Below are 12,412 nucleotides of genomic sequence, written 5' to 3'. Positions count from 1 at the left end.
AGAGGGGATGGGGAAAAGCCCAAATGTCGGGCGCTAACACTACAAGGCTGGCCAATCTCCACGACGTGGAGCTGGCCGCCCTGGCGGCGGCGGGAGACCGCGCGGCCTTCGGGGAGCTGGTCCGCAGGCATGGCTCGGCCGTGCGCGGCCTGCTGCGGCGGATGGGCTCCGCGCCGGCCGAGGCCGACGACGTCGCCCAGGACGCGTTCCTGATGGCCTTCGAACGGATCCGCGAGTTCCGCGGGGAAGGGGCCTTCGCCGCCTGGGTCAAGAAGATCGCGGCCCGGCTCTATCTTCGCCGGCTGCAACGCGAGCGGCGGCTGGCGGGTCTGGCGCAGGAAGCCGAGGATGGTTCCGTCGACGCCCATCAGCCGGACGCGGCCGGGCGGATCGACCTGGATGAGGGATTGAAGTCGCTGGGAGCGGCCGAAAGGCTGTGCGTGTCCATGTGCTACGGCGCGGGTCTCTCCCACGCCGAGACGGCGGAGGCCTTGAACCTGCCGCTTGGAACGGTCAAATCGCATGTCAAACGTGGTCTGGAGAAGCTCAGAACGCGACTGGCGCCTGCCGGCGCTGCACTTGAAGGGAGGCAGGGCAATGGCTGAGCTTGAATTCGAGCGGCGTCTGGAACGCCTCTTCGGTGACGCCCCGGCCTTCTCCGACGAGAAGGCTTTCGCCATGGCGGTGGAACGCAAGCTGGCGCGGGGCTGGACCCTGCGCCGGATGCTGATCGGCGCGGCCGGCCTGGTCGGCGGCGTGGTCGGCGCCAGCCAGCTCATCCTGTCCAATTTCATGGGGCAGGTTGAGGCCGCCTCGGAGGGGTCGAGCCGCATCCTGCGCGCCGGCGTCGCCGAATGGGCGCCGCGGGTGGAGCTGCTTTCGGCGCTGCCTGCCGGCACTTCGGTGGTATGGATCGCCAGCGGCCTGGCGGTCCTGGCCATGGGGTTCGTGCTGACCCGCGTCATCGAGGAGTTCTAGTCCATGTCGGCCCAGCGTCAGGAAACGGTCAAACGGCTCGCCGCCCCGGACATCGCCGCGCGCAAGGGCGGCGTCCCGGTGGTCTGTCTGACCGCCTACACCGCGCCGATGGCCGAACTGCTGGACGAGCACTGCGACCTGATGCTGGTGGGCGACTCCGTCGGCATGGTGGTGCACGGCCTGCCCAATACGGTGGGCGTGACCCTTGAGATGATGATCCTGCACGGCCAGGCGGTGATGCGCACGGCCCGCCGCGCCATGGTCGTGGTCGACATGCCGTTCGGCTCGTACGAAGGCGCGCAGGAGATCGCCTACGCCAACGCCGCGCGGATCATGAAGGAGACGGGCTGCCAGGCCGTGAAGGTCGAGAGCGGCCCCACCGTGGTCGACACCATCGACTACCTGGTCAAGCGCGGCATCCCGGTCATGGGCCATGTGGGCCTGAGGCCCCAGGCGGTGCACGTCGACGGCGGCTTCAAGGCCAAGGGCAAGGGCGCCGACGAACGCGCCCGCATCCTGGCCGAAGCCAAGGCCACGGCCGACGCCGGCGCCTTCGCCGTGGTCGTCGAGGGGGTGGCTGAGGGCCTGGCCCGTGAGATCACCGAGGCGATCAGTGTTCCCACCATCGGCATCGGCGCCTCGTCCGGCTGCGACGGCCAGATCCTGGTGACCGACGACATGCTGGGCCTGTTCGATTGGACGCCCAAGTTCGTCCGCCGCTACGCCGATCTGCGCGGCGAGATCAGCAAGGCCGTCGCCGGTTACGCCGAGGACGTGCGCCAGCGCCGTTTCCCGGGCCCGGCCGAGATCTACTTCGCCAAGGCGGGGTAGGGGCACGTCGCCTACAAATAGACTGGCTCAATCCTGGCGATAAATTAAATCGATTAGGTCTATCGCGTAGTCGGTCCATACTCCCGCCGACGACGAATTCGCGCACCGGCCTTCAAGGTGCGCCGCGCTTCAAGGGAGACGATCATGAGCCTCGCGACCAGCAAGACCCTGCAGAACCTGAAAGACGCCTTCGCCGGCGAAAGCCAGGCGAACCGGCGCTACCTCTACTTCGCCCAGAAGGCCGACGTGGAAGGCTACAACGACGTGGCCGCGGTGTTCCGCTCCACGGCCGAAGGCGAGACCGGCCACGCCCACGGGCATCTGGAATTCATGGAAGCGGTCGGCGATCCCGCCACCGGCCTGCCGATCGGGGCCACCGGCAACAACCTGAAGGCCGCCATCGCCGGCGAGACCCACGAATACACCGACATGTATCCGGGCATGGCGCGCACCGCCCGCGACGAGGGCTTCGAGGAAATCGCCGACTGGTTCGAGACCCTGGCCAAGGCCGAGAAGTCCCACGCCGGCCGCTTCCAGCGCGCCCTGGACACCCTGGACGCCTAAGGTCCTGTCGGGCGGCGCGTCGTCGTCGCCCGTTCCTCCTGATCGCGAGGTCTCCGTGGCCGACAGTCCCGCCCGCGAGGGCAGCCTCGACGCGCCTTTCCGCCATCCCATCGCCTGGCAGGACGAGGCCTATTATGACCTGGCCGCTGTCGAGAAGGAGATGGAGCGGCAGTTCGACGTCTGTCACACCTGCCGGCGCTGCTTCAATCTCTGCGACAGCTTCCCGCGGCTGTTCGACCTGATCGACGAGTCCAAGACCGGCGAACTCGATAGCGTGGCCAAGAGCGACTACGCCAAGGTCGATGAGGCCTGCACGCTCTGCGACATGTGCTTCCTCACCAAGTGTCCCTATGTCCCGCCGCACCCCTTCGACATCGACATCCCGCACCTGATCCTGCGCTATCGCGCCGCCAAGCGCCGGGCCGGCGAGGTCCAATTCATTCGCGAGCAGCTGGGCGAGACCGACCGCAACGGCAAGCTCGCCAAGCCGGTGGCCCGCCTGGCCAACTGGGCCACGGCGCGCAAGAACACGCCGTTGCGCAAGCTGCTGGAGGCGATCGCCCAGATCGACGCCGAGGCCGAGCTGCCGAAGTACCATGGCAAGACCGCCACCGATCGGCTGAAGGTCCCCGTGCCGCCGAACCCAGCTGGGCCGGCTGTCGGCCAGCGCAAGGCGGTGCTCTACGCGACCTGCTTCGTCGACTACAACCAGCCCGACACGGCCGTGGCCGCGGCCCGGGTCCTGGCCCTGCAAGGGGTCCAGGCCGAGCTGCTCTATCCGGAATGCTGCGGCATGCCCCAGCTCGAGGCCGGCGATCTGGCCGACGTGGCGGGCAAGGCCGAGCGGATCGCAAAGGCCTTCGCCCCCTATATCGACCAGGGCTACGAGGTGATCGCGCTGACCGCCAGCTGCGGCCTGATGATGAAGTTCGAGTGGCCGCTCATGCTGCCGGACAACCACGCGGTCCTGCGTCTGGCCGCCGCCACCCGTGACATCAGCGAGTATGTGGTCGACATCGCCAAGGTCCACGGCCTGGCGCCCGGCCTGTCGCCGGTCGCAGGCGGGGTGACGGTGCACCACGCATGCCACGCACGGGCGCAGAACATGGGCCAGAAGTCGGCCGAGATGCTGCGCCTGATCCCCGACACCGCTGTTGAGGTGGTCGAGCGCTGCTCGGGCCACGGCGGCACCTTCGGGGTGATGAAGGCCACCCATTCGGTCGCCCGCAAGGTCGGTCGCCCCGCCGCCCGCGCGGTGGCCCAGAAGGCGAGCGCCGAGCTCTGTTCCGATTGTCCGCTCGCTTGCAAACACCTGGGCCAGCTGCTGATCGTCGAGACCGGAACCGACCAGGCCCAGCCCCGCCAGTCCCATCCCATCGAGATATTCGCCCGCGCCTATGGCGCGCTCTGAAGGAGGTCCCATGCCGCTCGCCCTTCGCCAGGTGACCCCCGACGACCTGATCCCGGACGCCGAGTTCGCCAAGGTTCGCGCCGAGCGCCGCGCGGCCCTGCTGCCGGCCAAGCGCCTGCGCCGCGTCGCGCTGGGCCCCAGCTGCACGGTCTATTTCGAGTCCTTCGAGACCATGCTGTTCCAGATCCAGGAGATGCTGCTCACCGAGAAGGGCGGCGCGGCTCAGGTGCCAGATGAGCTCGCGGCCTATAACCCCTTGATCCCGCAAGGTTCGGAGCTGGTGGCGACCATCATGTTCGAGGTCGATGACCCCGTGCGCCGCGCCGCCCTGCTGGCCCGGCTGGGCGGGGTGGAGGACCTGTTCTTCCTGCAGATCGGCGCCGACAAGGTCATGAGCGTCCCCGAGGGGGACGTGGAGCGCACCCGCGAGGACGGCAAGGCCTCCTCGGTCCATTTCGTCCGCTTCCCCCTGAAGCGCGAGCAGATCGCGGTCTTCCGTGATCCCGCAGTGGCGATCCTGGTGGGCTGCGACCACGAGGCCTATGCGCACCTGGCGGTGCTCAGCCCCGCCACCCGGGCCGAACTGGACAAGGATTTCGCCTAGGGTTTCGCGCGAAACCGGTTTCCAAGCCCCGCGAACGCTCTAGGTTCGGGCGATGGCCTCGTTCGTTTCCTCGCTCCGCGCCGCCGCCGGCCAATCGACCCTGCGCATCCTGGCCAGCCTGGTGGTCGGCCTGATCCTGGGGGCCGCGCTCGCCGACGCCTGGTTCCTCGACAACATCCTGGCCGTGGCGGAGCCGGTGGGCGGGCTGTGGCTGGACGCCCTGCGCATGACCATCGTGCCGCTGGTCTTCTCGCTGCTGGTGGTGGGGATCGCTTCGGCGGCCGGCACGGCGGCGGCGGGCGGGACGGCGGCCAAGTCGCTGGCCTTCTTCGCGCTCTTCCTGGTGCTGTCAGCCAGCTTCTGCGCCGTGGCCTTGAGCGCGGTCCTGGCGGCCTGGCCCGCGCCGGTCGAGGCCGTGGCCGGTCTGCGTGAGGCGGCGGGTTCCTCCACGGACAAGGTGCCGGACTTCCCGACCATGGGCGCCTGGCTGCGCGCCTTCATCCCGACCAATCCCGTCGAGGCGGCGGCCACCGCCCAGATGGCGCCGCTGGTCGTGTTCGCCCTGCTGTTCGGCCTGGCCGCCACGCGCATCCGCGCTGACCTGCAGACCGGCCTGATCGCGATCTTCCAGGCGGTGATGGACACCATGCTGGTGCTGGTCCAGTGGGTGCTGTGGGTCGCGCCCGTGGGCGTCCTGGCCCTGGCCTTCATCGTCGGGGCCAAGGCGGGCTTCGGGGCGGCCGGCGCGCTCGGCCACTACATCCTGCTGCTCTCGGGCGTCTGCATCTCGGTCACCCTGCTGGCCTATCTGATCGCGCTGGCCGCCCGGGTCCCGCTGTTGGCCTTCGCCCGCGCCGTGGCGCCGGCCCAGGTGGTGGCCTTCTCCACCCAGTCCTCGATCGCCTCCCTGCCGGCCATGATCGCCGGCGCCGCGCAGCTCGGCGCGCCCGAGCGGGTCAGCGGGGTGGTCCTGCCGCTGGCGGTCTCGCTGTTCCGCATCACCAGCCCGGCGGCCAATCTGGGCGTGGCGATCTATTGCGCCCACGTCTATGGGGTCGACCTCACCGTCGCCCTGATGATCGCCGGGGTCGGCGTGGCCGCAGTGATCAGCCTGGCCTCGGTGGGCCTGCCCGGCCAGATCACCTTCTTCACCACTACCGGCCCCATCTGCCTGATCATGGGCGTGCCGCTGGAACTGCTGCCGATCCTGCTGGCGGTGGAGACCATCCCGGATATCTTCCGGACAGTGGGCAATGTGACCGCCGACGTGGCGGTCACCTGTCTCGTCGACAAGCGGGCGGCGCCATGACCACCCCGGTTTCGCGTCCCATCGCCGCCTCACGCGGCCGCCGGCGGAAAGGGGAGGGCCCCGATCTGCGCGGCGCCATCCTCGACGCCGCCGAGCTGCTGTTCGCCGGCCACGGCTTCTACGGGGTCACGACTCGCCAGGTGGCGGCGGAGGCCGGCGTCGACACCGCCCTGATCCACTACTATTTCGGCTCCAAGCGCGACCTGTTCGACGCGGTCTTCGCCCGCCGCGCCGAGATTCTGAACGCCGAGCGCCTGCAGGCCATGGCCGCCTACGAGGCCGCCCATCCGGGGACCATGACAGCCAGCGGCGTGATCGAGGCCTTCATCGGCCCGCTGATCGAGCGCTCCCTGACCGCCGAGGCGGGCTGGAAGAACTATTTCCGGCTGGTGGCCCTGGTGAACAACACCCCGGCCTGGGGAGGCGAGACCATGCACAGGTTTTTCGATCCCGTGGTCCACCGGTTCATCGACACCTTGAAGAAAGCGATGCCGGGGGCCGAACTCGCCGACCTCTACTGGGGCTACCAGTTCCTCACCGGCTCCATGATGCTGGCCCTGTCGGAGACCGGCCGCATCGACCAGCTTTCCGAGGGGCTCTGCCGCTCGACCGACCTGGCCGCGGTGCGGGCCCGGCTGTTCGACTACTGCGCCGCCGGCTTCGAGGCGATTGTCGGAACGTCAGCGCCCCGCTAGCGGGGCTGTGGCGCCAATTCATCACATGATTAAAAAACGTGCGAAAGCGGCGTCGCAACCCTGGCGGCGCGCGTCCGAATAGTCGCAATGTCCGCGAAATTCGTCCGACGATGAATTTCAACGACGCCCGCCGTCCGAACGGCCGGGCCTGGGAGAGAGACACGATGCACAACATGTTGAAGGCGGCGCTCCTGGCGGGCGCGGCGTGGTCGGCCATGACGACGATGGCCGTGGCCCAGACTCCGGATAGCGAAGTGGCGACCGTCGAGGAGATGGTGGTCACCGCGCGGCGTCGCGAGGAGAGCCTGAAGGACGTGCCGGTCGCCGTGACCGCCGTGACCGCCGAGCGCCTGGAGCGTACGGGCGCCGTCGATCTGACCGTCATGCAGCAGACCACGCCCAACCTGACTGTCCAGGTGGCGCGGGGCTCCAACTCGACCCTGATCTCCTTCATCCGCGGCGTCGGCCAGCAGGACCCGCTGTGGGGCTTCGAGCCTGGCGTCGGCCTCTATATCGACGACGTCTATGTCGCCCGTCCGCAGGCCGCGGTGCTGGACGTGTTCGACATCGAACGGATCGAAGTGCTGCGCGGGCCCCAGGGCACGCTCTACGGCCGCAACACCATCGGCGGGGCGATCAAGTACGTCACCGCCAAGATCCAGGGCGAGCCTGAGATGAAGTTCAAGGGAGCCTTCGGCTCCTACGGCCAGCGCGACTTCGTGGCCTCGGCCAAGGGCAAGGTCTCCGACACCGTGGGCCTCGGCCTCACCTGGGCCAAGTTCGACCGCGACGGCTACGGCGACAACCTCAACACCGGCGCCGAGCACTACAACAAGGACGTCGGCGCCGCGCGGGCGACCCTCGAGTGGGAACCCTCCGAGCAGCTGTTCTTCCGCCTGTCGGGCGACCTAGTGCAGGACAAGTCCAATCCGCGCCACGGCCACCGCGAGACCCCGGCGTTGAACTTCCTGGGTCAACCCATTGCCGGCGGCGCTCCGCCGTCCGACGTCTACGACACCTATGCCGGATCCGGCGACGTCAACCGGGTCGAGACCCGCGGCGTCTCGCTGCTGGGCCAGTGGAACGCCAGCGACGTGCTGACCTTCAAGTCGATCACGGCCTACCGCGCCGGCGAGACCGAGGGCACGATCGACTTCGACGAACTGCCGGCCAAGATCCTCGACATCCCGGCCCGCTACAACGACCACCAGTTCAGCCAGGAACTGCAGCTGCTCTACACGGGCGATCGGCTGCAGGCGGTGGCCGGGGTCTTCTACCTGAACGCCACGGCGGCCGGCGCCTTCGACACCGTGCTGAGCCAGGCCAACCTGACCATCGCCACGGCCGGCGCGGTCGACACCAAGAGCTGGTCGGCCTTCGCCGATGTCAGCTACGACCTGACCGACGCCCTGACCCTGTCGGTCGGCGGCCGCTGGACCAGGGACGAAAAGACCGGCCAGGTCTATCGCCAGAACTTCAGCGGCATCGTCAGTCCGCTGTTCGGCAACCCGACGGCGATCCCGGGCCTGGTGCGGTCGAACTTCACCAACGAGAAGTCGTTCGAGAAGTTCACCCCGCGGGTCTCCCTGCGCTACGATATCAATCCGGACCTGACCGGCTACGTCTCCTACAGCCAGGGTTTCAAGTCGGGCGGCTTCGACATGCGCGCCGACGCCATCCTGACCCCGACCTCGGTCAACGGCTATGAGCCGGAAACCGTCGATTCCTACGAGGCGGGCCTGAAGGGCTACTTCTTCGACCGCCGCCTGTCGCTGAACTCGGCGGTGTTCTACGGCAAGTACGAGGATCAGCAGATCACCCAGCAGACCCCGGTCGGCGCCTCCATCGCCAGCCAGGTTCTGAATGTGGGCAAGAGCCACATGTCGGGCTTCGAACTGGAAGGCGTCGCCTTCTTCACCTCGAACCTCAGCGCAAATTTCTCGCTGGGCTACATCAAGGCCGAGTTCGACGAGTATCGCGCCCTCGACCTGACGGTCGCGCCTCCGGTGGTGCGCGACTTCGCCGCCAGCCGCGTGTTCCAGAACACCCCGGAATGGAACGGCAGCTTCGGCCTGACCTACATCCACGACATGGGTGACCATGGGAAGGTCAGCTTCTCGCCGAGCGCCGCCTATCGCAGCGACTTCAACATGTTCGAGATCCCCTCGAGGCTGGATCAAGAGGCCTACTGGCTGATGGACGCCAGTCTGGTCTGGTCGTCGGCCGACGACCACTTCCGCGTGGGCCTGCACGGCAAGAACCTCGGTGACGAGACCTATCGGGTCGGCGGCTACAACTTCCCGCAGACGGCCGGCGTCCTGTTCGGCAACTCGGTGACCGCCTTCTATGGCCCGCCGCGCACGGTGACCTTGTCGCTCGAAGCCAAGTTCTAGGCTTCTTCCCAAGGGGCGCGGGGCTTTCGGCTCCGCGCCCTTTCGATTCCTGATAGGGCTCGACCATGGCCACGGCGGACGCGCGAGCGGCGGTGCGGGGCGGCGGCTACCGCTATGCGGTGCTGGCGCTGCTGATCATCGCCTACACCTTCAACTTCCTGGATCGCCAGATCCTTGGGATCCTGGCCGGCTCCATCAAGAAGGACCTCAATCTTACCGACAGCCAGCTCGGCCTGATGGGCGGGCTGGCCTTCGCGCTGTTCTATACCGGGCTCGGCATCCCCATCGCCTGGCTGGCCGACCGCTGGAGCCGCACCTGGATCATGACCGGTGCGCTGACCATCTGGAGCGGCTTCACCGCGCTCTGCGGTTTCGCCACCGGCTTCTGGCCCCTGTTCCTGTGCCGCATGGGCGTGGGCGTGGGGGAGGCGGGCGGCGTGGCCCCGGCCTATTCGCTGATCTCCGACTACTTCCCCAAGGAACAGCGGGCGCGCGCCTTGGCGGCCTATTCCTTCGGCATCCCGGTGGGCAGTGCGCTGGGCATCCTGTTCGGCGGCCTGATCGCCGCCAGCATCGACTGGCGCGCGGCCTTCATCATCGTGGGCCTGATGGGCGTGGCGCTGGCGCCGGTGTTCCGTCTTGTGGTGCGTGAGCCCCGCCGGGGTTTGACCGACCTGGAGGCCGGCGCGCCGATTCCCGAGGCCGAGCCCGTCGTCCCGCCGAGGGGCGCGCTCGGCCTGCTTCTGAGGAAGCCCAGTTTCTGGCTGATCTCGCTCGCAGCGGCGGCCTCGTCGGTCTGCGGCTACGGGGTCTCGTTCTGGCTGCCGTCCTTCTTCGAGCGGAGCCTGGGCATGGGCCTGGTCGATCGGTCGCTGTTCCTGGGCGCCATCACCCTGGTGGGCGGCACGGCGGGGGTCTGGGCCGGCGGATGGTTGGGCGATCGGCTGGGCGGTCGCGACAAGCGCTTCTATCTTCTGGTCCCGGCGGCGGCCTTCGCGCTCGCCCTGCCGTGCTTCATCTTCGCCATCGGCGCCAAGTCGCTGGCCGTGGCCTTCGTACTGTTCCTGATCCCCCAGGGCCTGAACCTCGCCTGGTTGGGGCCGGTGATCAACGCCATCCAGCATCTGGTTCCGGCCGCGTCGCGTTCCACGGCCAGCGCCTGCTTCCTGTTCGTCAACAACCTGATCGGCCTGGGCCTGGGCACCTATTACTTCGGCGCGGTCTCGGACCTGCTGACCCCGCGCTTCGGCGCCGAGGCTCTGCGCTACGCCATCTATTCCGGGCTAGGATTCTACCTCTTGAGCGCGCTGCTTTTCGTGGCCGCCGCCGGCGTCATCAGGCGCGATTGGGTCGACTGATTGCGAGCGTTGCAGCGCACGTCCCGCCGCTATAGGTTCCCCCGCTCAAAACCCTAACGCCCTTTCGCGCGGAGTCCCCTTTCGTGGTTGATGTCTTTGAAGAGGTCGAGGAGCAGCTCCGCTCCGACCGCTACAAGGCGCTTGCGCTGAAAACCCTGCCGTGGATCGGCGGGGCCTTGGTGCTGGCCCTTGTCGTCGCCCTCGGAATTTGGGGCTATCAGAACTATCGCGCCAAGGCCCACACCGAGGCCTCGGATCAGTATGCCGCGGCCATCCAGGCCTTCAATTCGGGCGACCGCAATGAGGCCGTGCGGCTGTGGGGCGAGGTCGGCAAGTCCTCGTCAAAGGCCTACAGGTCCCTGGCCCTTCAGCAATTGGGCGGGCTCCAGCTCTCGGACGGCAAGGTCCCGGAAGCCGTGAAGCTGTTCGATGAGGCCGCCGAGGCCGCGCCGACCCCGGTGCTGGGTGATGTCGCCCGCCTCAAATCCGCCTTCGCCTTGCTCGACTCAAGCCCGTACAAGGACATGGAGGCGCGCCTGAAGCCGCTCACCGAGGAAGGCCGCCCCTATCGGGTCCAAGCGCGCGAAGCGCTGGCCTTCGCCAAGATCATGGCCGGCGACCTGCCGGGCGCGCGGACCGAGTTCTCCGTGCTGTCGTTGATGGTCGACGGCGGCGAGGGCGTCAGCCAGCGCGCCAAGGCCGCCATCGCCCTGATCGATTCCGGTTCGGCCAAGGCCGTGCCCGGCGCGGTGAAGGCCGCCCTGGCCCTGCCGCCCGCCGTCGCCCTTCCGCCGGGCGCCCTGCCGCCCGGCCTCCAAGCCCAGCCCGCGCCGCAACAGCCAGCCCCTGGACCCCAATGACGTCGATCCGCCGTAACAGCCTGCTCGTCCTGCTTCTCGCGGCCTCCGTGGCCGTGAGCGGCTGTTCGACGATCAACAGGCTGAACCCGTTCAATCGCGGCGGGGACGATGGTCCCAGCGAGACCGCCGCCGAGGGCGAGCGCATCTCCATCGTCGCGGCCGACCAGAAGCTGGAAGTCGCCGAGGCTCTCAAGGGCGCGGACTTCTTCCTTCCGACCCCCGCGCCGGTCACCGAGTGGCCGCTGCCCGGCGGCACGGCCGAGCAGTCGGTGGGCCATCCGGAGGCGGGCGGAAGCCTGTCCATCGCTTGGAAGCGCGGCTTCGGCGAGGGCTCGGGCAAGGGCGCTTACGTCACCGCCCCGCCGGTCGCCGCCAACGGCAAGATCTTCGTCATGGACGGCGAGGCCACGGTCTCGGCCTTCGACGCCCAGTCCGGCTCGCAGGTCTGGAAGGCCAACCTCCGCCCCAGCAGCAAGCGCGACAAGGAAGCCTTCGGCGGCGGCCTCGCCGTGGCTGACGGCAAGCTCTATGTCGCCTCGGGCTATCGGTTCGTCGCCCAGCTCAACGCCGACACCGGCGCCGTCGTCTGGAAGACGATGACCGAACAACCGATCCACGCCGCGCCCACCGTCTCGGGCGGACGCCTGTTCGTGGTCGCCGTGGACAACACCCTGCTGACCTTCGACACCGCAAACGGCGCCGACGGCTGGACCTATCAGGGCCTGTCGGAATCGGCGCGCATCCTGGCGGCCTCTTCGCCGGCGGTGTCGGGCGACACCGTGGTCGCGGCCTTTGGGTCCGGCGAACTGGTGGCCTTGCGCGCGGCCAACGGCAACGACCTCTGGAACGAGGCGCTCAGCCGCGCCAATCGCAACAACGCTCTGTCCGAGATCCGCGACATCCCGGGCCGCCCGGTGATCTACCAGGGCGACGTCTTCGCGGTGAGCCACTCCGGCGTCTTCGCCGCCACCGACCTACGCACCGGCCAGGCGCGCTGGAGCCTGCCCGTGACCGGCATCACCACCCCGTGGCCGGCCGGCGACGTGGTCTATGTGGTGTCGAAGTCCGGCGAAGTGATCTGCGTCGCCCGCGAGAGCGGCCAGATCTACTGGATCCGCGACCTGGGCGTCGGCCGGGAGCAGGGCAAGGGCGGACTGCTCGGGATGAAGTTCCTGGGCCGGAAACACTTTACGGTGCGCCCGATCTGGTCGAGCCCGATCCTGGCCTCGAACCGCATCGTCCTGGCCGGCACCAGCGGCGAGCTGGTGGCGATCAACGCCAAGACCGGCGAAGTCGAAAAGACCCTGAACCTTGGCTCCTCCACCCTGATCGGTCCGATCGCGGTGAACGGAACCATCTATGTCGTGACGGATGAGGCTCAACTCATCGCGCTGCGTTAGACCGGACGA

Annotated in this window: 12 protein-coding genes; all 12 read left to right on the top strand. The window is 68.4% G+C overall.

Annotated features, from left to right (window positions below; translation table 11 throughout):
• The first annotated feature begins 23 nt into the window (after positions 1-23).
• The 12 genes from V6M51_RS18245 to V6M51_RS18190 all read left to right on the top strand — a co-directional run bounded on the left by V6M51_RS18245 (position 24) and on the right by V6M51_RS18190 (position 12,403).
• Positions 24-605: an RNA polymerase sigma factor gene (locus V6M51_RS18245; RefSeq protein ID WP_332769440.1), complete on the top strand. Its 582-nt coding sequence runs from the start codon at positions 24-26 to the stop codon at positions 603-605.
• Positions 598-978, top strand: a complete 381-nt coding sequence (locus V6M51_RS18240) for a hypothetical protein (protein WP_332769438.1) — start codon at positions 598-600, stop codon at positions 976-978. Before V6M51_RS18245 ends, V6M51_RS18240 begins: the two co-directional genes overlap by 8 nt.
• 3 nt (positions 979-981) lie before the next feature.
• Positions 982-1,809, top strand: a complete 828-nt coding sequence (panB, locus tag V6M51_RS18235; RefSeq protein WP_332769436.1) for a 3-methyl-2-oxobutanoate hydroxymethyltransferase — start codon at positions 982-984, stop codon at positions 1,807-1,809.
• Between the two features lie 144 nt (positions 1,810-1,953).
• Complete coding sequence (locus V6M51_RS18230; RefSeq protein WP_254833444.1) at positions 1,954-2,373, top strand: rubrerythrin family protein; 420 nt, start codon at positions 1,954-1,956, stop codon at positions 2,371-2,373.
• 55 nt (positions 2,374-2,428) lie between these two features.
• The gene (locus tag V6M51_RS18225) at positions 2,429-3,784 is read left to right on the top strand and encodes a (Fe-S)-binding protein (protein WP_332769435.1); all 1,356 of its coding nucleotides are present in this window, start codon (positions 2,429-2,431) and stop codon (positions 3,782-3,784) included.
• A gap of 10 nt (positions 3,785-3,794) precedes the next feature.
• On the top strand, positions 3,795-4,388 hold the full coding sequence (locus V6M51_RS18220; RefSeq protein WP_332769433.1) for a DUF3501 family protein: 594 nt from the start codon (positions 3,795-3,797) through the stop codon (positions 4,386-4,388).
• A 52-nt stretch (positions 4,389-4,440) separates the two neighbouring features.
• Positions 4,441-5,697, top strand: coding sequence for a dicarboxylate/amino acid:cation symporter (locus V6M51_RS18215; protein WP_332769431.1), 1,257 nt, complete (start codon positions 4,441-4,443; stop codon positions 5,695-5,697).
• On the top strand, positions 5,694-6,392 hold the full coding sequence (locus tag V6M51_RS18210) for a TetR/AcrR family transcriptional regulator (RefSeq protein ID WP_332769429.1): 699 nt from the start codon (positions 5,694-5,696) through the stop codon (positions 6,390-6,392). The genes V6M51_RS18215 and V6M51_RS18210 overlap by 4 nt, the downstream gene beginning before the upstream one ends.
• A 164-nt stretch (positions 6,393-6,556) precedes the next feature.
• Positions 6,557-8,785, top strand: a complete 2,229-nt coding sequence (locus V6M51_RS18205; protein WP_332769427.1) for a TonB-dependent receptor — start codon at positions 6,557-6,559, stop codon at positions 8,783-8,785.
• Positions 8,786-8,850: 65 nt separating this feature from the next.
• Positions 8,851-10,143, top strand: a complete 1,293-nt coding sequence (locus V6M51_RS18200; protein WP_332769426.1) for a spinster family MFS transporter — start codon at positions 8,851-8,853, stop codon at positions 10,141-10,143.
• Between the two features lie 83 nt (positions 10,144-10,226).
• On the top strand, positions 10,227-11,003 hold the full coding sequence (locus tag V6M51_RS18195) for a tetratricopeptide repeat protein (protein WP_332769424.1): 777 nt from the start codon (positions 10,227-10,229) through the stop codon (positions 11,001-11,003).
• Positions 11,000-12,403, top strand: coding sequence for a PQQ-like beta-propeller repeat protein (locus V6M51_RS18190; RefSeq protein WP_332769422.1), 1,404 nt, complete (start codon positions 11,000-11,002; stop codon positions 12,401-12,403). The genes V6M51_RS18195 and V6M51_RS18190 overlap by 4 nt, the downstream gene beginning before the upstream one ends.
• The last annotated feature ends 9 nt before the right edge of the window (positions 12,404-12,412 follow it).

The organism is Phenylobacterium sp. (genome assembly GCF_036677185.1).
Classification (GTDB): domain Bacteria; phylum Pseudomonadota; class Alphaproteobacteria; order Caulobacterales; family Caulobacteraceae; genus Phenylobacterium.
Note: the sequence above shows the minus strand (reverse complement) of the source record. Positions and strands in the feature narration are given on the sequence as shown.

Coding starts and splice junctions, on each gene's coding strand:
- V6M51_RS18245 (WP_332769440.1), top strand. CDS start 24: ATGTCGGGCGCTAACACTACAAGGCTGGCCAATCTCCACGACGTGGAG.
- V6M51_RS18240 (WP_332769438.1), top strand. CDS start 598: ATGGCTGAGCTTGAATTCGAGCGGCGTCTGGAACGCCTCTTCGGTGAC.
- panB (WP_332769436.1), top strand. CDS start 982: ATGTCGGCCCAGCGTCAGGAAACGGTCAAACGGCTCGCCGCCCCGGAC.
- V6M51_RS18230 (WP_254833444.1), top strand. CDS start 1,954: ATGAGCCTCGCGACCAGCAAGACCCTGCAGAACCTGAAAGACGCCTTC.
- V6M51_RS18220 (WP_332769433.1), top strand. CDS start 3,795: ATGCCGCTCGCCCTTCGCCAGGTGACCCCCGACGACCTGATCCCGGAC.
- V6M51_RS18215 (WP_332769431.1), top strand. CDS start 4,441: ATGGCCTCGTTCGTTTCCTCGCTCCGCGCCGCCGCCGGCCAATCGACC.
- V6M51_RS18210 (WP_332769429.1), top strand. CDS start 5,694: ATGACCACCCCGGTTTCGCGTCCCATCGCCGCCTCACGCGGCCGCCGG.
- V6M51_RS18205 (WP_332769427.1), top strand. CDS start 6,557: ATGCACAACATGTTGAAGGCGGCGCTCCTGGCGGGCGCGGCGTGGTCG.
- V6M51_RS18200 (WP_332769426.1), top strand. CDS start 8,851: ATGGCCACGGCGGACGCGCGAGCGGCGGTGCGGGGCGGCGGCTACCGC.
- V6M51_RS18190 (WP_332769422.1), top strand. CDS start 11,000: ATGACGTCGATCCGCCGTAACAGCCTGCTCGTCCTGCTTCTCGCGGCC.